The sequence below is a fragment of the Pseudomonas sp. GM41(2012) genome, assembly GCF_000282315.2.
GTDB lineage: Bacteria > Pseudomonadota > Gammaproteobacteria > Pseudomonadales > Pseudomonadaceae > Aquipseudomonas.
Genome location: NZ_AKJN02000002.1, coordinates 142,922 through 164,538 on the forward strand (window position 1 = coordinate 142,922; position 21,617 = coordinate 164,538).

The following is a 21,617-nucleotide window of genomic DNA, read 5'->3' on the forward strand; positions in this document are numbered from 1 at the left end:
CAACCATGACCGACCCACTCCTCATCCCCTGCCCCCACTGCAACGGCCTCAACCGCATCCCCGCCGAGCGCCTCAACGACCATCCAAAATGCGGTCGCTGCAAAACCGAAGTCCTGCTGAATAAACCCTTTGAGTTGAAGCAAAGCGATTACGCCAGCCAGATCAAAGGTGATCTGCCGTTGCTGGTGGACGTTTGGGCGGATTGGTGTGGGCCGTGCAAGTCGTTTGCACCGGTGTTCGAGCAGGCGGCGGTGCAATTGGCGGGCAAGTGTCGACTGGCCAAGCTGGACAGCGAGGCAAACCAGCAGCTGTCGGCGCAGCTGGGGATCCGTTCGATTCCGAGTCTGATTCTGTTCAAGAACGGCCGGGAAGTGGCGCGTCAGAGCGGCGCCTTCCCGTTACCGCAGTTGATGAGCTGGTTGCGTAGCCAGGGTATCTGAAAGCACTGCCTATCCCATTGTGGGAGCGAGCCTGCTCGCGATAGCGGTGTGTCAGTCAACGTTTATATCGACTGACACGACGCTATCGCGAGCAGGCTCGCTCCCACAGTGATTGGGCGTCATTGACGTAATCAGGCGTTTTCGAGGAGGTTGTGCAGATCGACGAATTGCTGCGTCAGCTTATGACGCGGGTCGAGGTGAATCAGCGGCGTGTTGGCCTGGTGGGATTCACGCATGCGCACCGAGCTGCCCAGGTACACCGGTAACACCGGCAGGCCTTCGGCGATCAGTTCGTCGAGGATTTGCTGGGGCAGACTAGCGCGAGCCTGGAACTGGTTGACGACGATACCTTCGACTTCCAGCCCTTCGTTATGGTCATCCTTCAACTCTTCGATTTCCGCCAACAGGCCATACAGCGCCTGACGCGAGAAGCTGTCGCAATCGAAGGGAATCAGCACACGATCAGCGGCAATCAATGCAGATACCGCATAGAAATTCAGCGCTGGCGGCGTATCGAGGTAGATCCGGTCGTAATCACCGTCCAGTTCCTCGAGCAATTTGCGCAGCTTGTTGATCTTGTGTTTCGCCTCAAGCTTGGGCTGCAAGTCAGCCAGCTCGGCCGTTGCGGTAATCACATGGAGGTTATCAAACGGGGTTTCGTAGATATCGACCTGGTTTTTCTTGGCGAAAGGCCCGGAAGACAAGGTCTGCTTGAAAAAATCGGCGATACCCATGGGAATGTCATTCCCGGTGAGCCCCGTCAGGTACTGAGTGGAGTTCGCCTGGGCATCGAGATCCACCAACAGCGTGCGATAACCTTCGCTGGCACTGACCGCCGCCAGATTGCAGGCAATGCTGGATTTGCCTACGCCACCTTTCTGATTGAACACCACGCGCCGCATGTCAAAACCTCCGTGTATCAAAGAATGACCGAGTGTAGTAGTCCACGGCGCTGCTTAGCTACCTCGCCAGCATTGGGACTACATAGTCAGGTGCAATCTCGCGCGGAAAAATCCGTGAACTCATGCACTGCTTGCCGACAGAGCCGGCAGATCGGCCGACCGAAATGCGGATAATGGCCAAACGACAGCCATGCACGAACCAACCGGTACATTTCATTGAGCAAAATGTAACCATCATTTGCTACACGCCCGCCGCAACGGGATAATGCGCACCACTCAGCGCTCAGCGCTACGTAAGGTAATTCGCGTGTTTTGCGACTCACCGCGTCAAGGAAGCCCGCAGGGGCGGGATGAATGTCTGTGATCAATTTCAACATCGCCCAATGGCGCGCGTGGGCCCCTGGGCTCGAAAGCGTGGACGATTGGCAAGCCTGGAGCCGACAACCGGTCGTGCTTGCGAGCAGCGATGCCGCACCCGACGTCTCGTTTCTGCCGGCCATGCAGCGCCGGCGACTCAGTCGTCTGGCGCGGATGGCGTTCAGTGTCGGCTGGCCCTTGGCCGAAGGCCGTCAGGACCTACCGTTGGTCTTTATTTCTCGCCACGGCGAAACCCCGCGCACTTTCGATATTCTCAGCGATCTGGCTACCGAACAGCCGCTGTCGCCGACTCAATTCAGCCTGTCCGTGCACAACGCGATCATCGGCCTGTGGTCGATCATGCGCGGCGAAACCAGCGAAATGACGGCCCTCGCAGCAGCCGGCGATGGCCTTGAACACGGCATGCTAGAGGCCGCGGCGCTGCTTTCCGAGGGCGCTCCCGCGGTACTGCTGATCGTCACCGAAGAGCAACCGCCAAAGGCCTACTCGACCTGGATCGACGACGTGCCGTTCCCTTACGCGGTCGGCCTGCTGATCACTCCCGGAAATGACTGGCAGTTGTCCCTGAACAGCGCGTCGGATGAGTTGTCCAAAGCCCAATGGCCCCATGCCCTGAACCTTTTGCGCACCCTGCTCGGCCAGCAGACAACCTGCCAACATGCCTGGAAAAATCGTGTATGGACCTGGCAACGCAACCTGTAACCGAAAAAAACCGCGACGCCTATTACTGGCGCCTGCTGGCTACCGCCGCAAGCTTCACCCTGTTCGGGTTGGGCGGGCTATGCCTGCGACTGGTGGTTTTCCCGCTGCTGAACTGCCTGCCCGGCGATGCCCGGACACATCGGCGGCGAGCGCGGCACACCGTCGCCCGCCTGTTCTGGTTTTTTGTGCGATTCATGGCGCGTACCGGCGTGCTGACTTACGACATCCAGGGCGCCGAAAAACTCGGTCGGCCGGGGCAAATGATCATCGCCAATCACCCGTCGCTGATCGATGTAGTGTTCCTGATCGGCCTGGTGCGCCACGCCAACTGCGTGGTCAAGAAAAGCCTCTGGGAGAACCCCTTTACCCGCGGCCCGCTACGCTGCATCGAATACATCAGCAACGACGGCAGCATGGACATGCTCGATGCCGCTGCCGACGCGCTGAAAAGCGGCCAGACCCTGATCATCTTTCCTGAAGGCACCCGCACTCAGCCCGGTCAGGCGCCAGCCTTCCATCGGGGTGCTGCGGCAATCGCCCTGCGCGGTGCGAAAATCCTCACCCCGGTGATCATCAAGGTCAACCCGACCACGTTGACCAAGGCCGACCCCTGGTATCGGATCCCCAAACGCCGTGTGCACTTCAGTTTCCGTGTCGGGGCCGATATAGACCCACAAGCCTTCGCCTCGCTGGGCCCTGCTCCTCAGGCCTCGCGCAAGCTCAATGACTATTTGCATCATTACTATATTAAGGAGCTCGCCGAAGATGAGCGATCTACACCGTGAAATCAAAGAACTGATCATCGACGCCCTGGGCCTTGAAGACATCAGCGCACAAGACATCGGCGACGATCAGACGCTGTTCGGCGAAGGCTTGGGCCTGGATTCGGTAGACGCCCTGGAACTCGGCCTGGCCATCCAGAAGAAGTACGGCATCAAAATCGACGCCGACGCCAAAGACACCCGCAATCACTTCAGCAACGTGGCGAGCCTTGCGGCGTTCGTCACTGCAAAACAGGCAGCTTGAGACCGGACCATGCAAACTCGTGACGACATCTTCAACACCCTGCGCGATGCTCTGGTCGAACTCTTCGAGCTGGACCCCGAGCGCGTAAGCCTCGAATCCAACCTGTATCAGGACCTGGAAATCGACAGCATTGACGCGGTCGACCTGATCGATCACATCAAACGCCAGACCGGCAAGAAAATCGCTGCCGAAGAGTTCAAATCGGTGCGTACCGTCAGCGACGTGGTCGAGGCGGTCTACCGTCTGGTTCAGCCAGCCGCATGAGCCGACTGATCGGCCTCGGCCTGCTGCTGGCGGGCCTGCTGTACCCCTTCGCGGTGTATTTCGGCATGGAACATTTCGCGCCGTGGCAGTTCGGCCTGCTGCTGGGCAGCCTGTGGCTGGCCCGGGCGCTGCTCGGTACGCGCAAGCCCGGCAGTTTGTGGATGGCGGTCACCGCGATTGCTTTTTGCCTGTTGCTGGCACTGTTCGACAGCCCATTGTTGTTGCGCTGGTACCCGGTGCTGATCAGCGCCTTCATGCTCGGGCTGTTTGGCCTGAGCTTGATTGTTGGCCCGCCGATCATCGAACGCCTGGCGCGTTTGCGTGAACCGCAACTGCCGGCCAAGGCGATTGTTTATACCCGCCAGGTGACGATCGTCTGGTGCGTGTTTTTCTTCTGTAACGGTTTGCTCGCTGCCGCCCTGACCCTCTGGGCGCCGCTAAGTTGGTGGATGTTGTACACCGGCCTGATTTCCTACGGATTGATGGGCCTGCTATTTGCCATTGAATGGCTTATACGACAACGGGTACGAGGCCACCCATGAATTGGATAAAACTTGAGCAATTGTTGCTCAAGACACAACCGGAACGTGCCGTGACGGCCGAACCGGCACTGAATCACGCTCAGCTTTGCGAACAGGCGTTAAGCCTCGCCGCGGGCCTGCAAGCCCAGGGTGTGCGGCGCATTGCCGTGCACCTTGAGGACGCCGCTGACCTGGCGATTGCCCTGCTCGGTGCCTGGCGCGCCGGGGTCAGCGTGCTGCTGCCCGCAGACCTGCAAGCCCAGACTCGCCAGCGCTGGTCGACCGAAGTCGATCTGTGGCTGACCGATCAGGCCGATGACGCGCACCTGAGCGATTACCGGCATCCGCCGTTGATGGCGGCCGCACTGGATCTGGATCGCTGTTCGCTGAGCCTGTGCACGTCTGGCTCCAGCGGCGAGCCCAAGCGCATCGACAAAACCCTGCGCCAACTGGCCAATGAAGTCGAAGCGCTGGAACGGCTCTGGGGTGCCGATCTTGGCGCGGCTTGCATCATCGGCAGCGTCGCCACTCAACACATCTATGGTTTGTTGTTTCGGGTCCTGTGGCCGCTGTGCGCCGGGCGCGAGTTCGTGCGCAAGCAACTGGCATTCCCTGAAGACCTGCAGCGCGCCAGCCGTGAACACCCGGCGTTTGCCTGGGTCGCCAGCCCGGCGCTGCTCAAGCGCATGGGTGACAACCTCGACTGGCCCACATTAAGTGCGGTTCGCCGAGTATTTTCTTCCGGCGGTGCATTGCCGGCCGAGGCCGCGCAAAGCCTTCAGCAACGCCTGCAGCAATGGCCGACGGAAATCTTCGGCAGCTCAGAGACCGGAGGTATCGCCTGGCGTCAGGGCCACGCGCTCTGGCTGCCCTTTGCTGACATCGAGTTGAGCCAGGACAGCGACGGCGCCCTGCTTATTGCTTCGCCGTACTTGCCGCCGGGCCATATCGAACACACCGCGGATGCCGCGCGAATCGCTGCCGACGGCCGATTCGAACTGCTCGGACGGCTGGACCGAATCGTCAAACTGGAAGAAAAACGTATCTCGCTACCCATGCTGGAACAGGCACTGATGGCCCACGACTGGGTCGCCGAAGCGCGTCTTGGCGTGGTTCAGGAAAACCGCGCCTCATTAGGTGCGCTGCTGGTGCTGACCGAGTCAGGCCTGCATGCCTTGCGCAATCAAGGTCGACGCACCCTCACGCAAGAACTGCGTCAGCACCTGAGCCAGCATTGCGAAGCCCTGGCCCTGCCACGACGCTGGCGCCTGCTGCGGCAACTGCCGCTGAACGCTCAGGGCAAACTGCCCCAGGCCACCGTTGAAGCCCTGCTGCTGGCGCCGCGCCCAAAGACGCCGGAAGTGCTGGATCAGGTCGAAGTCGATGGCGAGTGGAGCCTGCAACTGGCGGTACCACCCGACCTCGCCTACTTCAGCGGCCACTTCCCCCAGGCGCCGGTATTGCCCGGCGTGGTGCAAGTGGAATGGGCGTTAACGCTGGGCCAGCAATTGATGGACCTGCCGGCAAAATTCGCCGGCATGGAAGTGCTCAAATTTCAGCAACTGGTGCGCCCCGGCGATGAAGTCCAACTGCACCTGCGCTTCGATCCGACGCGCAGCAAGTTGTATTTCACCTATCGCAATGAGACTGCGACCTGCTCCAGTGGACGGATCTTGCTGGAGGCCTCAAGCGATGCATAACCTTAGTGAGTGCTGCGCACTCAATCGCGAGCAGGCTCGCTCCCACACTGGATCTGCGCCCTACACGAATCCCCTGTGGGAGCGAGCCTGCTCGCGATGCAGGCGCCTCGGTGCTTCAGGCGAAACCCAACATGCATAGCCCCTGCGCAATCGTCCCGGTCTACAACCACGAAACCGCCATCACCACGGTGGTTGATGCGCTGCTCGCCAGCAGCCTGCCATGCATTCTGGTGGACGATGCCAGCAGCCCGGCCTGCGCAAAGGTGCTCGATCAACTGGCCCTGCGCGACAAGGTGTTCCTGGTCCGGCTCGGCGCCAACCAGGGCAAGGGTGGCGCGGTCATGACCGGTTTTCGCGAAGCCTCGCGCCTGGGCTTCAGCCATGCCTTGCAGGTGGATGCCGACGGTCAGCATGATCTGCAAGACGTCCAGACCTTCATCGAACTGTCACGCGCCCATCCCGAGGCGGTGATCTGCGGCTATCCGCGATACGACGCCAGCGTGCCGAAAGGTCGCTTGTACGCCCGTTACCTGACTCACGTCATGGTCTGGATCAACACCCTGTCGTTGCAGATTCGCGACTCTATGTGCGGCTTCCGCGTCTATCCGTTACCACCGACCCTGGCGCTGATCGATTCGGCGAAGATCGGCAAGCGCATGGACTTCGACTCGGACATTCTGGTACGACTGGCCTGGCGCAATCTGCCTATGCAATGGCTGCAAACCAACGTCCATTACCCGCTGGATGGCGTCTCGCATTTCCGCCTGTTCCACGACAACGTGCTGATTACGAGCATGCACACCCGGTTGTTCTTCGGCATGTTGCTGCGGGCGCCAGTGATTCTCTGGCGACGGTGGCGAGCATGAGCACTCACGCTGATAAAAAGCACTGGGCTGATCGCGAAGAGCGCGGCAGTTTCTGGCTGATGAAATTCACCGCACTCTGCGCCAAAGTGCTGGGCCGTCGGCTGCTGAGCCCGCTGCTGTATGGCATCGTTCTGTACTTTTTCCTGTTCGGGCGCAGCGCCCGTCACAGCGCCTGGCAATACCAGCAGCGGCTCGCCGACTGGAGTGGTCGCAATGAATTGCGCCCGACCCATTGGCGAGTCTTCGCACAGTTCATGGCCTTCGCCGACTCGATGCTCGACAAGCTCGACGTCTGGAACGGCAAGTTGAGCATCGAGCAGATCGAAATCATCGACCCGGCCTTGCTGCGCAATCAACTGCGCGGCACCCGCGGGCAGATGCTGGTAGGCGCGCATTTGGGCAATCTCGAGGTCTGCCGTGCGCTGGCCGAGATCGGCGAAAAAGTCACGATGAACGTGCTGGTGCACACCAAGCACGCCGAACAATTCAACCGTTTGCTCGGTGAAGCTGGCGCGACCAATTTGCGGCTGATTCAAGTCAGCGAGCTGGACCCGCTGATCATGCTGCAACTCCATGAACGCCTGGAGCGCGGCGAATGGCTGGCGATTGCCGGCGATCGCGTGCCGCTGCACGGCGGGCGCAGCGTGACGGTGGATTTCCTCGGCCATCAAGCCGCGTTCCCTCAGGGGCCCTGGTTGCTGGCCGGTCTGCTGAAATGCCCGATCAACCTGATGCTGTGCCTGAAGAAACCGACGGGCGACTATCGACTGACCCTCGAACCGTTCGCCGAGGCCGTGGTGTGGAAGCGCAGCGACCGCGAGCAGGTCATTCATCAGTGGGCCTCCCGCTATGCCGAACGCTTGGGTCACTATTGCCTTGAAGCGCCCCAACAATGGTTCAACTTTTACCCTTTCTGGAAGACCGATGACGACGCCAACGCTTGAGCCGGTAACCTTCGGCGAACTCCCTTTGCGCATCGAAGACGTGCTGGCCCTGGCCAACCGTCAGGTGCCGACGCAGTTGCAAAGCGACCCTGCGTACCGCGAGCGTATTGCCAAGGGTGCGCGATTCCTCGACTCCCTGCTGGATAAGGAAGGTGTGATCTACGGCGTGACCACCGGCTACGGCGATTCCTGCGTGGTCGCGGTGCCGCTGCATCACGTCGAGGCGTTGCCCCGTCATCTGTACACGTTCCACGGCTGCGGTCTGGGCAAACTGCTTGATGCGCAGGCCACTCGCGCGGTGCTGGCGGCGCGCTTGCAGTCGCTGTGCCACGGCGTGTCCGGGGTGCGCGTGGAACTGCTGGAACGCCTGCAAGCCTTCCTCGAACACGACATTCTGCCGCTGATCCCGGAAGAAGGATCGGTGGGCGCCAGCGGTGATCTGACGCCGTTGTCCTATGTCGCCGCGACCTTGTCCGGCGAGCGCGAAGTGATGTTCCGGGGTGAACGCCGGCAAGCGGCCGACGTGCACCGCGAACTGGGTTGGGAGCCGTTGGTACTGCGCCCGAAAGAAGCATTGGCGCTTATGAACGGCACTGCCGTCATGACCGGTCTCGCGTGCCTGGCCTATGCCCGCGCCGATTACCTGCTGCAACTGGCCACGCGCATCACCGCGTTGAACGTGGTCGCCCTGCAAGGCAACCCCGAGCACTTTGACGAGCGCCTGTTCGCCACCAAACCGCATCCGGGGCAAATGCAAGTCGCCGCGTGGCTGCGCAAGGATCTGGCGATCGACGCGCCGACAGCACCGCTGCATCGTCTGCAAGACCGTTATTCCCTGCGTTGTGCACCCCACGTCCTCGGCGTATTGGCCGACAGCCTGAACTGGCTGCGCTCGTTCATCGAGATCGAGCTCAACAGCGCCAACGACAACCCGATCATCGACGCCGAAGCCGAGCGCGTGCTGCACGGCGGGCACTTCTACGGCGGCCACATTGCGTTCGCCATGGACAGCCTGAAAAACCTGGTGGCCAACGTCGCCGACCTGCTCGACCGTCAACTCGCCTTGCTGGTGGACGAGCGTTACAACCATGGTCTGCCAAGTAACCTGTCCGGCGCCACCGCGGATCGCGCGATGCTCAATCACGGTTTCAAAGCCGTGCAGATCGGCACCAGCGCCTGGACCGCCGAAGCGCTGAAAAACACCATGCCGGCCAGCGTCTTCTCGCGCTCCACCGAGTGCCACAACCAGGACAAAGTGAGCATGGGCACCATCGCCGCCCGCGATGCGATCCGCGTGCTGGAACTGACCGAACAGGTCGCCGCCGCCACCCTGCTGGCCGCCAACCAAGGCGTCTGGCTGCGCAGCAAGGCCGAGGATGCACGTCCATTGCCGCCAGCCCTGGCGGCCATGCACGAAGAGTTGGCCAAGGACTTCCCGCCGGTCATCGAAGACCGCGCGCTGGAAGGTGAATTGCGCCTGTGTCTGCAACGCATCGCCGAGCAACACTGGAGGCTGCATGCGTAGCAAGGGAGTGCTTCACACCGATACGGAAATCCTCGTGCCGTTCTTTGATGTCGACACCATGAACGTCGTCTGGCACGGCCATTACATCAAATACCTGGAAGTCGCCCGCTGCGCGCTGCTGGACAAGATCGGCCACAACTACTCGGCCATGGTCGAGTCGGGTTACGCGTGGCCGGTGATCGATCTGCAATTACGTTATGTGCGCGGCGCCGTGTTTGGCCAAAAGCTCAACGTGCGGGCCAATCTGGTGGAATGGGAGAACCGTCTGAAGATCAGCTACCTGATCAGCGATCTGGAAACCGGCGAACGCTTGACCCGCGCCAGTTCCGTGCAGGTCGCCGTCGACATGAGCAGCCGCGAAATGCAGTTGGCCTCACCCAAGGTCTTCACCGACGCTGTTGAAAGGATGCTCGCATGAACCCGTTCTTCAAATGCCTCGGCGCATTGGCGCTGCTTGGGTTGTCATCGATCGCTCATGCATTCGATCTGCAACAGCTCAGCGATCAACTGGCCAAGCCTGACGTGATCCACGGCAATTTCATTCAGGAAAAACACCTGCGTGCCCTGCCCCAGCCGCTGACCAGCAAGGGCACTTTCGTCCTCGCTAAAAACCACGGTTTGCTCTGGCTGCTGAAAACCCCGCTGCAACAGGATTACCGCATCAGCGCCAAAGGCATTGCCCGGCGTGACGCCAACGGTTGGCAAATGCTGCCGAGCAAGAGTGCCGGCGCCGAGCAGAACCGTTTGTTCCTCGCCGTACTGCAAGGCGACAGCAGCGGGCTGCAACGGGATTTCGAGCTTTCACTGAGCGGCGACGCACAGAACTGGAAGCTGACGCTGACCCCGCGCTCCATGCTGCTCAAGCAGGTGTTCACTCAGATCAACATTGACGGCGGCGAACTGGTGCACAGCATCGAGCTGCTCGAAACCCAGGGTGACAGCACCCTCTTGCGCATGCAGAACAGCACCCGCTTCCAACCGTTGAGCGACGCGGAGCAACATGACTTTGCCGAATGAACGGAGGCTTCCACGGCTGTTTCTGATCCTGCTGCTGGCGGTGCTCGCGCTCGCCGGTTGGCAATGGCGTGACGGCGCACCGCTGTCGGCCAACCTGATGGAACTGGTGCCGGGCACGGCGCCGGACGCGCTGGAACTGCGCGCCGAACAACGCATGCAAGAACCACTGAACCGCGAAATGCTGGTGCTGGTCGGCCACAGCGATCGCCAGCAAGCAGTCGCGATGGCGCAGAAACTGGGTGAGCAATGGCAGGCGAGCGGCTTGTTCGAGAAGGTTCAGTGGAACCTGCAAGCCGACTTGCCGGCGCTGCGCACTCAATTGCTCAATGGCCGACTGGCAATGCTTTCAGCGGCTGATAGACAGCAACTGATCGAGCATCCCGACGCCTTTATCCAGCAGCGAGTACAAGCGCTGTTCGACCCCTTCACCGGTTTCAGTCTGGTGCCGAGCCAGGATGACTGGCTGGGCCTGACCGGACGCATCCAGAACAGCCAGCCGCAGCACGGTTCAGTGCAACTGGACATCGGCAGCGGTGCGCTGGTCGCCGATGCCGACGGCAAGAGTTGGGTGCTGCTGCGCTCGCGCACCACGGGCAACGCCTTCGACATGAACCTGCCGCTGCAAGTGGCCGACCTGCTCCAGCACAGCCGTGAAGAAGCCGCCCAGGCCAACGTTCAATTGCTTGCCGCCAGCGGCTTGCTCTATGCGGCCAGTGGGCAAAAACAAGCCACCCGGGAAATGACCTGGGTCGGTGGCGGTGCCACGGCGGGCATTCTATTGCTGTTGCTGCTGGCCTTCCGGCGCTGGCGGGTGTTGCTGGCCTTCGTCCCGGTGCTGGTCGGCATGCTTTTCGGCGCGGTGGCCTGTGTGGCGCTGTTCGGCCATATGCATGTGATGACGTTGGTGCTCGGTTCGAGCCTGATCGGCGTAGCGGTCGATTACCCGCTGCATTACCTGTCCAAGAGCTGGAGCCTGAAACCCTGGCACAGTTGGCCGGCCCTGCGCCTGACGTTGCCGGGCCTGACGCTGAGCCTGATCACCAGTTGCATCGGTTACCTGGCCCTGGCCTGGACACCGTTCCCGGCGCTGACCCAGATTGCCGTGTTCTCTGCCGCCGGTCTGCTCGGCGCTTATTTGTCCGCGGTGTGCCTGCTGCCGGCACTGCTCAAGGGCACAGATTTGCGTCCAGCGCAGTGGCCGCTGCGAGTGGCCGAGTATTTGCTGAGGTGCCGTGAAGCGCTGCTCAAACTCGCGAGTACGCCGGTGCTGCTGGCGCTGCTGATTGCCTTTTGTGTGGGCGGCCTGTTGCAGCTCGACACCAAAAACGACATTCGCCAATGGGTCGGTGCACCGCAGCAACTGACAGACGAAGCACAAACCATTGCACGCATCACCGGCTATCAACCCACCAGCCAGTTCTTTCTGGTGCGCGCGGCCAATCAGCAGCAACTGCTGGAACGCCAAACCGCGCTGAACGAGCGACTGGATCAGCTGGTCAACCTGGAAAAACTCCAGGGTTATCTGTCCCTCAATCAATTGGTCAGCCAACCCACCGAACAGCAGAAAGTACGTGAAGCGCTGAACAAGCTGCCGCAATTCTGGCAACCGCTGCTCGATGTCGGTGTGCCGGCCGAGGCGCTGCAAGCAGAGCTCACGAAGTTGCAGGCACTGCCCACCGAAGACATCGATGCGGCGCTGGTCGGTCCTTTGGCCGAACCCTATCGCACGCTATGGCTGGGACCGACCGATGACGGCGTAGCGGCGATGGTCAGTCTGCAAGGCTTGAACAACCCTTCCTTGTTGCGAGTCCAGGCTCTGGATTTGCCGGGCGTGGAACTGGTGGATCGCCTCGGTGAGTTGAACAAGGTGTTCGCCGACACCCAGATCAGTGCCGCAGAGTTGAAACTCGCTTCCTGTGTGCTGATCGTGCTGGTGCTGATCCTGCCGTTCGGTTTCGGCGGCGCGCTGCGAATCGTCTCGCTGCCGCTGTTGGCCGCGCTGTGCAGCCTGGCCAGTCTCGGCTGGCTGGGGCAACCGCTGACGCTGTTCAGCCTGTTCGGCCTGCTGCTGGTGACGGCCATCAGCGTCGATTACGCGATCCTCATGCGTGAACAGGTCGGCGGCGCTGCCGTGAGCCTGCTGGGCACCTTGCTGGCGGCGCTGACCACCTGGCTGTCGTTCGGTTTGCTGGCGGTGTCCAGCACGCCGGCGGTGAGCAACTTCGGTCTGTCGGTGAGCCTCGGCCTGGCGTACAGCTTCATCCTTGCGCCGTGGGCCGGACGCCAGGTTCACACCGCCCCGGTCACGGAGTCGGCAACATGATGATCGCCGTGTTCTGGGTCATGGCCCTGGCGCTGTTCGCCGCGGCCACCCGTGTCGGTCGTCACTTCGGCGTGATCCCGATTGTCAGCCAGTTGCTGCTGGCCACCTTCGGCCTGCCGCTGCTGATGTACTTCTGGATCGAACCGCAGTGGCAATTGAGCGGCGCCGCACTGGTCGCGCCGGCCTGGCTGAAAAATGTCTACAGCCTGGGCTTTGCCTTGTTGCTGGGGCACATTCTCAGTGACGTGATTGACCTGCGACTCGACCGTCAGAGCCTGAAAATCGCCCTGCCGAGTTTCTCCATTCCATTTGCCTGCGGTCTCGCGACAGCAGTCTGGCTGTTACCGCCGCAACCCTGGATCAGTTCGCTGGCAGTCGGCCTGCTGTTCGCAATCACGGCGATTCCGGTGTTGTATCTGTACCTGCGACACATCAAGTACCCGCCTGCCGCTACCCGGCGACTGGTGCAGACCGCGATCCTGATCGACCTCACCTGTTGGACCCTGTTCGCTATCGCCCAGGGCAGCCTGCACCTGAGCAGCCTCTTGCTGCCGCTGGCCGGCGCCTGCCTGCCGTTGCTGCTGCGTCTGCTGCGCTTGCGCCAACCGTTGCTGCACAGCGGTTGCTTCTTTGCACTGCTGGTCGTGGCGGAACACTTCAAGCTCAATGCGCTGATTTTCGGCATCGGTTACCTGCTGTGGATGGCCGCGCTCAAAGTGCCGCTGGTGCTGCCGTTGCCGGTGATCTGGATGAGTCACTTGCAGACGTATATCGCGATCCCGCTGATCCTCACGTTCGGCATCGTGCAAATCAACGTCCACGCGGCCATGGCCAGCCTCGGCTGGGTGCAACTGGCGGCACTGCTGCTGTTCCCGATTGCCAGTAAACTGCTGGGCAACTGGCTGGGCCTCGGCTGGGCCGGTGCCTCGTTTGAAGGCGCCAGTCGCTGGCGGGAAAGCGTCTTGCTGAATATTCGTGGCTTGAGCGAGATCGTCTTTCTCAACCTGTTGCAGCAACAACAACTCATCAGCCCGGCGCTGTACTTCGCGCTGATGGTGATGGGCCTGATCGCGACACTGCTGCCGGCACTCGCCGGTATGCACCGAACCCCTTTGAACATCGCCGTCCCGGCAAGGAGCCCCCGTGCCAACAGTTGAAATGGAACATCGCCAGGTCGTGGTTATCGGTGCAGGTCCATCGGGCGCCATCGCCGCCGCGCTGCTCAAGCGCAAAGGTCATGACGTACTGATGATCGAACGCCAGCATTTCCCACGGTTTTCCATCGGTGAAAGCCTGCTGTCCCACTGCCTGGATTTCGTCGAAGAAGCCGGCATGCTCGAGGCGGTGAACGCCGCCGGATTCCAGTTGAAAAACGGTGCGGCATTCGCTTGGGGCGAGCAATACAGCGCCTTTGATTTCGGCGAGACGTTCAGCAACGGCAAGCCGACCACCTTCCAGGTCCAGCGTGCCGATTTCGACAAGCTGCTGGCCGATCAAGCCGCGCTGCAAGGCGTGGACGTTCGTTACGGCGAAGCCATCGTCAGCGCCGATTTCAACCTGCCGAAACCGCAGCTCGACGTGCTTCGCGAAGACGGCAGTCAGTACCGCGTCGAAGCCGATTTCGTGCTGGATGCCAGCGGCTACGGCCGTGTGCTGCCGCGCTTGCTCGACCTTGAAGCGCCGTCGAATTTCCCGGTGCGCCAGGCCGTGTTCACCCACGTCGAAGACCACATCGACAACCCGGCCTTCGAACGGGAAAAAATCCTCATCACCACCCATCCGATCCACCGCGACATCTGGTTCTGGACCATCCCGTTCAGCAACGGCCGTTGTTCGGTGGGCGTGGTCGCGGCAGCCGAACACTTCGAAGGCCGTATGGAGAATCTGGATGAGTGCCTGCGCGGGTTCATCGCTGAAACCCCAAGCCTGGCCGGCGTGCTGAACAACGCCGTGTGGGACACGCCTGCCCGAACCATCGGCGGCTACTCGGCCAACGTCAAAACCCTCCATGGGCCAGGGTTTGCCCTGCTTGGTAACGCAGCGGAATTCCTCGACCCTGTGTTCTCCTCCGGCGTGACCATCGCCATGCGCTCGGCGAGCATGGCCGCCGGGGTTCTGCATCGCCAACTGCAAGGCGAAAATGTCGACTGGCAGACTGAGTTCGCCATCCCGCTCAAACGCGGCGTCGACACGTTCCGTTGCTACGTCGAAGGCTGGTACGCCGGGACGTTCCAGGATGTGATTTATTTTGAGGGCGGCTCGCCGGATATTCGCCGCATGATCAGTTCGATCCTCGCCGGTTATGCCTGGGACGAGCGTAATCCGTTCGTCGCCGAACCCAAGCGCCGGCTGCGGATGCTCTCGGAGCTCTGTGCAAAGGACGCCACATGAGCTACTTGAGCGACACCTACGTCGAAGAAACCCGCTTTGGTTTCTGGTTCCTGCGCAGCCACACCTGGCAGCACCATGTTCTGCGAGTGGCAATCACCGATTTGCGCAGCCTGTTCAGCGAAACACCGCCGAGCAACCCGGTGCTGCTGGATGCCGGTTGCGGTCAGGGCAAGTCGTTCCAGTACTTGCGCCAGACCTTTGCCCCCCAGCGCCTGATCGGTCTGGACGCCGACCCGCACAGCCTGAACCTGGCCGGCGAAGAAGCCGTCCGTCAGGGCATGGCGGTGGAGTTGACCGGCAGCGACTGCGCGAGCATCAACGTCCCGGACGCCAGCGTCGATTTGCTGTTCTGTCACCAGACCTTCCACCATCTGGTGCAGCAGGAACAGGCACTGGCCGAGTTCTACCGCGTGCTCAAGCCCGGTGGCTATCTGCTGTTCGCCGAATCCACCGAGGCTTACATTGATACCTGGGTGATCCGCTGGTTGTTCCGCCATCCGATGCACGTGCAAAAGAGCGCCGCCGGGTACCTGGACATGATTCGCCAGCAGGGTTTCGAACTCGGCCCGCAAAACGTGTCTTATCCATACTTGTGGTGGAGCCGCGCCAAGGATTTCGGCCTGTTTGAACGCTTGGGTCTGCGCCGGCCAAAGCCCTTCGGCCAACGGGAAGAAACCCTGGTCAATGTGGTCGCGCGCAAACCCCTTGAAGGTGTTGTGTGATGTTCATTGCAACTCAAACCTGTGGGAGCGAGCCTGCTCGCGATAGCGGTGGGTCAGCCAGCATAACTGTTGAATGTAGTGCCCTCATCGCGAGCAGGCTCGCTCCCACAGGGATAGCCGGCATCCTGAGGTTTTTGCTACTTGGCGCGGTCCTGTTGCTGAGCGCCTGTGCCAGCCGGGCGCCGCTGCCTGAGCAAACCCCGAACCTGGCGTTGCCGCTGCAATTGCACATCCAGCGTCTGGTGGCCGACCAACGGCAGGACTGGGTGCTGGTGATCCAGCGTGAAGGCCCTGGCATTCGCTGGTCGATGATGGACTTGCTGGGCATTCCACAGGCGCGCCAGAAACTGGTCGATGGCGAGTGGCAGGCTGACGGTCTGCTACCGCCCAATCCGGAAGCGCGAGAGCTGTTCGCCGCGCTGTTGTTTGCACTGACCCCAAAAGATGAACTGTCGGGCAACTATCCCGCCGCGTGGCAGCATGGCTCGCAACGGTCCTTGCCAGCGCACTGGGAAGTCCGTTACTCACAACCCATGAGCTTTGAATTGAACCTGCCCAAAGGCCCGAAATATCAAGTCACTCCGCTCAGCGAGGACGCGCCATGACGGCCTACCTGAATGCCCTCGGGGTGATCTGCGCCCTGGGCCGTGACAAGTCCGAAGTCGCTCGCAACCTGTTTGCCGGTGACTGTTCGGGCATGCGCAATGAGGCTGGCTGGGTGGCGGAACGGTCGCTGCCCGTGGCCGCGGTCCAAGGCGAACTGGCGCCGATCCCGGCTGAGCTTGCGCCGCAAGACACCCGTAATAATCAATTGCTGCTGGAAGCCGCGCTGCAAATTCGCGAAGACATCGACCAGGCGATCCAGACCTACGGCCGCGACCGCATCGGTATCGTTCTGGGCACCAGCACCTCGGGCATCGACGAAGCCAGTCGCAGCCTGGCCCATTACATCCGCGAGCATCAGTTCCCGGCCGATTACGACTATCAGCAACAGGAACTCGGCGCCCCGGCGAACTTCCTCGCCGACTGGCTGCAACTGAGCGGCCCGGCCTATGTGATTTCCACGGCCTGTACCTCCAGCGCCCGAGCGCTGATGAGTGCTCAGCGACTGCTGGACCTGGGCATGTGCGACGCTGTGCTGTGCGGTGGTGTCGACAGCCTGTGCAAGTTGACCCTCAATGGGTTTTCGGCGCTGGAAGCGGTGTCCGGGCAACGCTGCAACCCGTTTTCGGTGAACCGTAACGGCATCAACATAGGCGAAGCGGCGGTGCTGTTTTTGATGAGCAAAAATGTCGGCGACAGCCAGCCGATTGCCCTGCTCGGCAGTGGCGCCAGCTCCGATGCACACCACATTTCCGCACCGGAACCGACCGGCCGCGGCGCCCTGCAAGCGATGCGCAAAGCCTTGAGCCGAGCACAACTGCAGCCGCAACAGATCGATTACCTGAACCTGCACGGCACCGCCACCCAACACAACGACGCCATGGAAAGCCTGGCGGTGGCGACGTTGTTCCCGGCGGGGGTGCCGTGTTCATCGACCAAACCCATGACCGGTCACACCCTCGGTGCGGCCGGCGCCCTGGAAGCGGCGTTCTGCTGGTTGAGCCTGAGTGCAGGCAATCGCGAGCACGCCCTGCCGCCCCACGTCTGGGACGGCCAACCGGATCCCCAATTGCCAGCCCTGAATTGGGTGACCCCGGCCGATCGCCTGACGTCCATTGCACCTCGCTATCTGATGAGCAATTCCTTTGCCTTCGGTGGTAATAACGTCAGCCTGATTATCGGAGACGCCCCATGATTGACTGGCCGATCGCCGAGCTGCTGCCGCACGCTGGCGACATGATCTTCATCGAGCAGATCCTGTCGTTCGATGATGAGCAGATTTACACCCGCCTCACGGTCAAACCCGATGGCCTGTTCAACCGCCCGGACGGCAGCCTGCCGGCCTGGGTCGGCATCGAACTAATGGCCCAGAGCGTCGCCGCCTACGCCGGTTGCCATGCGCGCCAGCGAGGCGATGCGGTGGAGCTGGGGTTTCTGCTCGGCACCCGCAAATTCGAATGCAACGTCGAGCACTTCCCCGCCGGCACCGAGCTGACCATCCACGGCATCCGCTCGCTGGAGGACGACAACGGCATGGGCGTGTTCGAATGCCACATCACCGCCCCCGGCATTCACGCCACCGCTCGTCTGAACGTGTTCCGTCCGCCTCAGGCTGCTCAATACCTTCATGAAACCCAAGGAACCCAGCCATGACTGAATCCGTACTGATCACCGGTTCCAGCCGTGGCATCGGCCGTGCTATCGCTTTGCGTCTGGCCCAGGCCGGGCATGACATCGTGCTGCATTGCCGCAGTGGCCTGGCGGACGCTGAAGCCGTGAAGGCCGAAATCGAAGCCTTGGGGCGCAACGTGCGCATTGTGCAATTCGACGTGTCCGATCGCGCCAACTGCAAAGCCATTCTCGAAGCCGACGTGGAAACCCACGGCGCCTATTACGGCGTGGTGCTGAACGCCGGCCTGACGCGCGACGGTGCTTTTCCGGCCTTGACCGAAGATGATTGGGACGTGGTGATGCGCACCAACCTCGACGGTTTTTACAACGTGCTGCACCCGGTGATGATGCCGATGATTCGTCGTCGCGCCGCCGGACGGATTGTTTGCATCACCTCGGTTTCCGGGTTGATCGGCAACCGTGGCCAAGTCAACTACAGCGCTTCCAAGGCCGGTTTGATCGGCGCGGCGAAGGCGTTGGCGATTGAATTGGGCAAGCGCAAAATTACTGTTAACTGTGTCGCACCCGGCTTGATCGACACCGCGATGCTCGATGAAAACGTGCCGGTGGAAGAAATGATGAAAATGATCCCCGCACAACGCATGGGCACCCCGGAAGAGGTGGCCAGCGCGGTGAATTTCCTGATGTCGGCGGAAGCGTCGTACATCACCCGGCAGGTTCTGGCCGTCAACGGAGGCCTGTGCTGATGAAGCGCGTCGTCGTCACCGGCATGGCCGGTATCACCTCACTGGGCAGCGATTGGGCCACCATCGTCGGCAACTTCGCGGCCAATCGCAGCGGCATTCGCCGGATGGACGAGTGGGATCGCTTCACCGAACTCAACACGCGCCTGGCGGGGCCGATCGACGACTTCAAAGTGCCGAGCCACTGGACCCGCAAGCAATTGCGCAGCATGGGCCGGGTCTCGCGCCTGGCGGTCGGCGCGGCAGAACAGGCATTGGCCGATGCCGGGCTGTTGGGTGACGAATCGATCAAGGACGGGCGCATGGGCGTTTCCTGCGGTTCATCCACCGGCAGCACCGACGAGATCAAGGCGTTCGGCAACATGCTGCTCAACTCAGTGGCCGAGGGCCTGAACGCCAACTCCTATGTGCGCATGATGCCGCACACCACGGCGGCGAATATCAGCATCTTTTTCGGCCTCACCGGCCGGCTGATCCCGACCTCCAGCGCTTGCACCAGCGGCAGCCAGGGCATCGGTTATGCCTACGAGTCGGTCAAGTTCGGTCGCCTGCCATTGATGCTCGCCGGCGGTGCCGAAGAACTGTGCCCCACCGAAGCGATGGTCTTCGACGCGCTCTACGCCACCAGCCTGAAAAACGATGCGCCGCAGACGTCCCCACGCCCCTACGACAGTGGCCGCGATGGCCTGGTGATCGGTGAAGGCAGCGGCATGCTGGTGCTCGAAGAACTCGAACACGCCTTGGCTCGCGGTGCGCACATCCACGCCGAACTCGTCGGTTTCGGCAGCAACGCCGACGGCCAGCACGCCACCCGCCCAGAGCAGGTCACCATGCGCCGAGCCATGGAACTGGCGCTGGAAGACGCCGGGCTGCAGCCTTCGGACATCGGCTACGTGAATGGTCACGGCACGGCCACTGAACAGGGCGATATTGCCGAAACACTGGCAACGAGCGCGTTGTTCGGCGAGCACATGCCGATCAGCTCGCAAAAGAGTTTCCTCGGTCACACCCTCGGAGCCTGCGGTGCACTGGAATCCTGGTTCAGCATCGAAATGATGAACCGCGACCTGTACATCCACACCCTCAACCTCGACGACGTCGACCCGCACTGCGGCAAACTCGATTACCTGCGCGGCGAGTTCCGGCAGATGAGTAATCAGTATGTGATGAACAACAACTTTGCGTTTGGTGGGGTTAATACGTCGCTGATTTTCCGGCGCTGGTCGTAACGCCAGAAACGACAAAGGGCGCCTTTCGGCGCCCCTTCACAAACAGGCCGGCTTGTCATCGCCCTGTACCTGTCTGGCTCTGCGATGGCTGGTTACCCAGGATCCTCAGAGTCTCACAAGCCCCTTTCGGGAACGCGGGCAGTATTGCTTGAAATTGAACCTGGGGCAACGGATGGCAGTTCGCCCGACCACACCATACCTTATGCCATCACAGTCCTAGGGCGCTGCGCACTGCGACTTTGATTGCGTAGAACTCATCTGTTTCAAGTTGTGAAATGACATAAATGCGCTTCCCGTGACGGTCTCGGCTTTTGATCCGGTCGAGTCTGGAGAGACTTACTGTCGCAACCATATCGCACTTTGCCCAACAGATAGGACTCGCACCTTGGAGATGACTTTGAAGTTCCAGATGATGTTCAAGTACGCGATCCGGAGCGGTAGTACTCAACGGCACAACCGTTACCAGCAAGCTGTTCGTTCTATGCTTACGTATCACGACAACGGGCCTGACCTTGATCATCTCAGGGACTTCATAGCCCCTGAAATCGCAAATCAGCACGCTGCCTTCCTTGGGCTGATATAGAAGTGGCATCCATGGCACTCATCGAAAGAAATCGATTTTGCGCAAGAATCGGATAAATCCCTAAGGCGGATCCGTAACTTAGGATGTCCCAAGTGCGGTAACTTACTCAGATTCCTTCAACCTTACGCGTCAACAACTCCACAAACGCCTTGGCCATCGGCGACTTCTGATCCTTGCGCTGCACCAGCCACACCGCCGACACCGCCTCTGGATCAAGCAATGGCCGATAAACCACCCCTTCGATGCGCATCCGTTGATAAGACGCCGGCAGCACCGAAACACCCAACCCCGCCGCCACCAACCCAATGATCGTCATCGCCTCGCCCGCCTCTTGCGCGAAGTGCGGACTGAAACCGGCATCCCGGGCCAGGCTGAGCAATTGTGCGTACAGACCACTGCCATAACTGCGTGGGAAAAATACGAAAGGCTCGAGGGCCAGGGCTGACAGAAACAAGCCTTCTTCACTATCGGTCACCAATGGATGCTTGGAGCTGAGCACCGCCACCAGTGGCTCACGCATCAGCTCCACCACGCTGAGCGAGTCCGGCAACCCAAGCGGCCGCATGATCCCGACCTCTATCGACTCATCCACCAACGCATCCGCTACCTGGGTGCTGCTCATCTCCCGCAGGTTCAGGTGCACCGCCGGGAATCGCTGGCGAAACGAAAAGATCGCCTGAGGGATGGTCGAGTTGAACGGCGCCGACGAGGTGAAGCCAATCTTCAGTTCGCCCAGCTCACCCAACTGCGCCCGCCGCGCAACATCTGCCGCCTTGTCGACCTGCGCCAACACCAGCCGCGCCTCTTCCAGAAACAGCCGGCCGGCTTCACTGAGCTCGACCCGACGATTGGTCCGCTCGAACAACCGCGCACCCACCTCTTGCTCCAGCGCCTGAATCTGCTGGCTCAGGGGCGGTTGCGAGATGCCCAGCACCTGGGCAGCGCGGCCGAAGTGCAGTTCTTCGGCAACAGCAATGAAGTAGCGCAGGTGACGCAATTCCATGAAAACTCCATTAGGTCGTTAAACCTATCAAACAGGTCGAACAATATATTGGATTGAATCATTAGGCAGCTATATGCTTTTTTCATTACCTGACCGGCTGCGC

At 61.1% G+C, this 21,617-nt stretch carries 24 protein-coding genes; 21 read left to right on the forward strand and 3 right to left on the reverse strand.

What is annotated here, in order from left to right:
- The first annotated feature begins 5 nt into the window (after positions 1 to 5).
- Complete coding sequence (gene trxC, locus PMI27_RS28265; RefSeq protein ID WP_008149634.1) at positions 6 to 440, forward strand: thioredoxin TrxC; 435 nt, start codon at positions 6 to 8, stop codon at positions 438 to 440.
- 131 nt (positions 441 to 571) lie between these two features.
- On the opposite strand, the gene PMI27_RS28260 is transcribed toward trxC, so the two are convergent.
- Complete coding sequence (locus PMI27_RS28260; RefSeq protein WP_008149632.1) at positions 572 to 1,342, reverse strand: ParA family protein; 771 nt, start codon at positions 1,340 to 1,342, stop codon at positions 572 to 574.
- A gap of 354 nt (positions 1,343 to 1,696) precedes the next feature.
- Here PMI27_RS28260 and PMI27_RS28255 point away from each other — a divergent pair, with 354 nt between their 5' ends.
- The 20 genes from PMI27_RS28255 to PMI27_RS28165 all read left to right on the forward strand — a co-directional run bounded on the left by PMI27_RS28255 (position 1,697) and on the right by PMI27_RS28165 (position 19,928).
- On the forward strand, positions 1,697 to 2,422 hold the full coding sequence (locus PMI27_RS28255) for a beta-ketoacyl synthase chain length factor (protein ID WP_008149630.1): 726 nt from the start codon (positions 1,697 to 1,699) through the stop codon (positions 2,420 to 2,422).
- The gene (locus PMI27_RS28250; RefSeq protein WP_008149628.1) at positions 2,398 to 3,207 is read left to right on the forward strand and encodes a lysophospholipid acyltransferase family protein; all 810 of its coding nucleotides are present in this window, start codon (positions 2,398 to 2,400) and stop codon (positions 3,205 to 3,207) included. Before PMI27_RS28255 ends, PMI27_RS28250 begins: the two co-directional genes overlap by 25 nt.
- Positions 3,188 to 3,448 carry a phosphopantetheine-binding protein gene (locus PMI27_RS28245; RefSeq protein ID WP_008149626.1) on the forward strand — a complete coding sequence of 87 codons (261 nt, stop codon included), beginning with the start codon at positions 3,188 to 3,190 and terminating at the stop codon, positions 3,446 to 3,448. The genes PMI27_RS28250 and PMI27_RS28245 overlap by 20 nt, the downstream gene beginning before the upstream one ends.
- Positions 3,449 to 3,457: 9 nt before the next feature.
- Positions 3,458 to 3,712, forward strand: coding sequence for an acyl carrier protein (locus PMI27_RS28240; RefSeq protein WP_007992314.1), 255 nt, complete (start codon positions 3,458 to 3,460; stop codon positions 3,710 to 3,712).
- Positions 3,709 to 4,254, forward strand: coding sequence for a membrane protein (locus PMI27_RS28235; protein ID WP_008149624.1), 546 nt, complete (start codon positions 3,709 to 3,711; stop codon positions 4,252 to 4,254). The genes PMI27_RS28240 and PMI27_RS28235 overlap by 4 nt, the downstream gene beginning before the upstream one ends.
- Positions 4,251 to 5,933 (forward strand): acyl-CoA synthetase family protein, encoded by a 1,683-nt coding sequence (locus tag PMI27_RS28230; protein WP_008149622.1) that lies wholly within the window; start codon positions 4,251 to 4,253, stop codon positions 5,931 to 5,933. The genes PMI27_RS28235 and PMI27_RS28230 overlap by 4 nt, the downstream gene beginning before the upstream one ends.
- Before the next feature lie 131 nt (positions 5,934 to 6,064).
- Positions 6,065 to 6,799: a glycosyltransferase family 2 protein gene (locus PMI27_RS28225; RefSeq protein WP_008149620.1), complete on the forward strand. Its 735-nt coding sequence runs from the start codon at positions 6,065 to 6,067 to the stop codon at positions 6,797 to 6,799.
- A complete protein-coding gene (locus PMI27_RS28220) occupies positions 6,796 to 7,743 on the forward strand; it encodes an LpxL/LpxP family acyltransferase (RefSeq protein WP_008149619.1) in 948 nt (315 codons plus the stop codon). Before PMI27_RS28225 ends, PMI27_RS28220 begins: the two co-directional genes overlap by 4 nt.
- Positions 7,724 to 9,268 carry an HAL/PAL/TAL family ammonia-lyase gene (locus PMI27_RS28215; protein ID WP_008149617.1) on the forward strand — a complete coding sequence of 515 codons (1,545 nt, stop codon included), beginning with the start codon at positions 7,724 to 7,726 and terminating at the stop codon, positions 9,266 to 9,268. Before PMI27_RS28220 ends, PMI27_RS28215 begins: the two co-directional genes overlap by 20 nt.
- Positions 9,261 to 9,686, forward strand: a complete 426-nt coding sequence (locus PMI27_RS28210) for an acyl-CoA thioesterase (protein ID WP_008149615.1) — start codon at positions 9,261 to 9,263, stop codon at positions 9,684 to 9,686. The genes PMI27_RS28215 and PMI27_RS28210 overlap by 8 nt, the downstream gene beginning before the upstream one ends.
- On the forward strand, positions 9,683 to 10,285 hold the full coding sequence (locus PMI27_RS28205) for an outer membrane lipoprotein carrier protein LolA (protein ID WP_008149612.1): 603 nt from the start codon (positions 9,683 to 9,685) through the stop codon (positions 10,283 to 10,285). The genes PMI27_RS28210 and PMI27_RS28205 overlap by 4 nt, the downstream gene beginning before the upstream one ends.
- On the forward strand, positions 10,269 to 12,608 hold the full coding sequence (locus PMI27_RS28200; RefSeq protein WP_008149610.1) for an MMPL family transporter: 2,340 nt from the start codon (positions 10,269 to 10,271) through the stop codon (positions 12,606 to 12,608). Before PMI27_RS28205 ends, PMI27_RS28200 begins: the two co-directional genes overlap by 17 nt.
- The gene (locus tag PMI27_RS28195; RefSeq protein WP_033052983.1) at positions 12,608 to 13,765 is read left to right on the forward strand and encodes a hypothetical protein; all 1,158 of its coding nucleotides are present in this window, start codon (positions 12,608 to 12,610) and stop codon (positions 13,763 to 13,765) included. Before PMI27_RS28200 ends, PMI27_RS28195 begins: the two co-directional genes overlap by 1 nt.
- The gene (locus PMI27_RS28190; protein WP_008149605.1) at positions 13,752 to 14,999 is read left to right on the forward strand and encodes an NAD(P)/FAD-dependent oxidoreductase; all 1,248 of its coding nucleotides are present in this window, start codon (positions 13,752 to 13,754) and stop codon (positions 14,997 to 14,999) included. The genes PMI27_RS28195 and PMI27_RS28190 overlap by 14 nt, the downstream gene beginning before the upstream one ends.
- Positions 14,996 to 15,721 carry a class I SAM-dependent methyltransferase gene (locus tag PMI27_RS28185; protein ID WP_008149603.1) on the forward strand — a complete coding sequence of 242 codons (726 nt, stop codon included), beginning with the start codon at positions 14,996 to 14,998 and terminating at the stop codon, positions 15,719 to 15,721. The genes PMI27_RS28190 and PMI27_RS28185 overlap by 4 nt, the downstream gene beginning before the upstream one ends.
- Positions 15,721 to 16,326 (forward strand): hypothetical protein, encoded by a 606-nt coding sequence (locus tag PMI27_RS31955; RefSeq protein WP_008149601.1) that lies wholly within the window; start codon positions 15,721 to 15,723, stop codon positions 16,324 to 16,326. Before PMI27_RS28185 ends, PMI27_RS31955 begins: the two co-directional genes overlap by 1 nt.
- A complete protein-coding gene (locus PMI27_RS28180; protein WP_008149599.1) occupies positions 16,323 to 17,519 on the forward strand; it encodes a beta-ketoacyl-[acyl-carrier-protein] synthase family protein in 1,197 nt (398 codons plus the stop codon). The genes PMI27_RS31955 and PMI27_RS28180 overlap by 4 nt, the downstream gene beginning before the upstream one ends.
- Positions 17,516 to 17,977, forward strand: a complete 462-nt coding sequence (locus PMI27_RS28175) for a hotdog family protein (RefSeq protein WP_008149597.1) — start codon at positions 17,516 to 17,518, stop codon at positions 17,975 to 17,977. The genes PMI27_RS28180 and PMI27_RS28175 overlap by 4 nt, the downstream gene beginning before the upstream one ends.
- A complete protein-coding gene (fabG, locus tag PMI27_RS28170) occupies positions 17,974 to 18,702 on the forward strand; it encodes a 3-oxoacyl-ACP reductase FabG (RefSeq protein WP_008149595.1) in 729 nt (242 codons plus the stop codon). Before PMI27_RS28175 ends, fabG begins: the two co-directional genes overlap by 4 nt.
- Positions 18,702 to 19,928 carry a beta-ketoacyl-ACP synthase gene (locus PMI27_RS28165; RefSeq protein WP_008149593.1) on the forward strand — a complete coding sequence of 409 codons (1,227 nt, stop codon included), beginning with the start codon at positions 18,702 to 18,704 and terminating at the stop codon, positions 19,926 to 19,928. Before fabG ends, PMI27_RS28165 begins: the two co-directional genes overlap by 1 nt.
- A gap of 208 nt (positions 19,929 to 20,136) precedes the next feature.
- Here the strand turns inward: PMI27_RS28165 and PMI27_RS30080 are convergent, their stop codons facing one another.
- Both PMI27_RS30080 and PMI27_RS28160 read right to left on the reverse strand, forming a co-directional pair.
- On the reverse strand, positions 20,137 to 20,520 hold the full coding sequence (locus PMI27_RS30080; protein ID WP_008149591.1) for a type II toxin-antitoxin system PemK/MazF family toxin: 384 nt from the start codon (positions 20,518 to 20,520) through the stop codon (positions 20,137 to 20,139).
- A 97-nt stretch (positions 20,521 to 20,617) separates the two neighbouring features.
- Positions 20,618 to 21,514 (reverse strand): LysR family transcriptional regulator, encoded by an 897-nt coding sequence (locus tag PMI27_RS28160; protein WP_008149588.1) that lies wholly within the window; start codon positions 21,512 to 21,514, stop codon positions 20,618 to 20,620.
- Positions 21,515 to 21,617: the final 103 nt, after the last annotated feature.

Bases quoted from the DNA above. Each gene is read 5' to 3' on its own strand.
- PMI27_RS28180 (WP_008149599.1), top strand. From the start codon at position 16,323: ATGACGGCCTACCTGAATGCCCTCGGGGTGATCTGCGCCCTGGGCCGT.
- PMI27_RS28230 (WP_008149622.1), top strand. From the start codon at position 4,251: ATGAATTGGATAAAACTTGAGCAATTGTTGCTCAAGACACAACCGGAA.
- PMI27_RS28205 (WP_008149612.1), top strand. From the start codon at position 9,683: ATGAACCCGTTCTTCAAATGCCTCGGCGCATTGGCGCTGCTTGGGTTG.
- fabG (WP_008149595.1), top strand. From the start codon at position 17,974: ATGACTGAATCCGTACTGATCACCGGTTCCAGCCGTGGCATCGGCCGT.
- PMI27_RS28200 (WP_008149610.1), top strand. From the start codon at position 10,269: ATGACTTTGCCGAATGAACGGAGGCTTCCACGGCTGTTTCTGATCCTG.
- PMI27_RS28245 (WP_008149626.1), top strand. From the start codon at position 3,188: ATGAGCGATCTACACCGTGAAATCAAAGAACTGATCATCGACGCCCTG.
- PMI27_RS28235 (WP_008149624.1), top strand. From the start codon at position 3,709: ATGAGCCGACTGATCGGCCTCGGCCTGCTGCTGGCGGGCCTGCTGTAC.
- PMI27_RS28195 (WP_033052983.1), top strand. From the start codon at position 12,608: ATGATCGCCGTGTTCTGGGTCATGGCCCTGGCGCTGTTCGCCGCGGCC.
- PMI27_RS28255 (WP_008149630.1), top strand. From the start codon at position 1,697: ATGTCTGTGATCAATTTCAACATCGCCCAATGGCGCGCGTGGGCCCCT.
- PMI27_RS28185 (WP_008149603.1), top strand. From the start codon at position 14,996: ATGAGCTACTTGAGCGACACCTACGTCGAAGAAACCCGCTTTGGTTTC.
- PMI27_RS28215 (WP_008149617.1), top strand. From the start codon at position 7,724: ATGACGACGCCAACGCTTGAGCCGGTAACCTTCGGCGAACTCCCTTTG.
- PMI27_RS28165 (WP_008149593.1), top strand. From the start codon at position 18,702: ATGAAGCGCGTCGTCGTCACCGGCATGGCCGGTATCACCTCACTGGGC.
- PMI27_RS31955 (WP_008149601.1), top strand. From the start codon at position 15,721: ATGTTCATTGCAACTCAAACCTGTGGGAGCGAGCCTGCTCGCGATAGC.
- PMI27_RS28175 (WP_008149597.1), top strand. From the start codon at position 17,516: ATGATTGACTGGCCGATCGCCGAGCTGCTGCCGCACGCTGGCGACATG.
- PMI27_RS28160 (WP_008149588.1), bottom strand. From the start codon at position 21,514: ATGGAATTGCGTCACCTGCGCTACTTCATTGCTGTTGCCGAAGAACTG.
- PMI27_RS28260 (WP_008149632.1), bottom strand. From the start codon at position 1,342: ATGCGGCGCGTGGTGTTCAATCAGAAAGGTGGCGTAGGCAAATCCAGC.
- PMI27_RS28225 (WP_008149620.1), top strand. From the start codon at position 6,065: ATGCATAGCCCCTGCGCAATCGTCCCGGTCTACAACCACGAAACCGCC.
- PMI27_RS28240 (WP_007992314.1), top strand. From the start codon at position 3,458: ATGCAAACTCGTGACGACATCTTCAACACCCTGCGCGATGCTCTGGTC.
- PMI27_RS30080 (WP_008149591.1), bottom strand. From the start codon at position 20,520: ATGCCACTTCTATATCAGCCCAAGGAAGGCAGCGTGCTGATTTGCGAT.
- PMI27_RS28210 (WP_008149615.1), top strand. From the start codon at position 9,261: ATGCGTAGCAAGGGAGTGCTTCACACCGATACGGAAATCCTCGTGCCG.
- trxC (WP_008149634.1), top strand. From the start codon at position 6: ATGACCGACCCACTCCTCATCCCCTGCCCCCACTGCAACGGCCTCAAC.
- PMI27_RS28220 (WP_008149619.1), top strand. From the start codon at position 6,796: ATGAGCACTCACGCTGATAAAAAGCACTGGGCTGATCGCGAAGAGCGC.
- PMI27_RS28250 (WP_008149628.1), top strand. From the start codon at position 2,398: ATGGACCTGGCAACGCAACCTGTAACCGAAAAAAACCGCGACGCCTAT.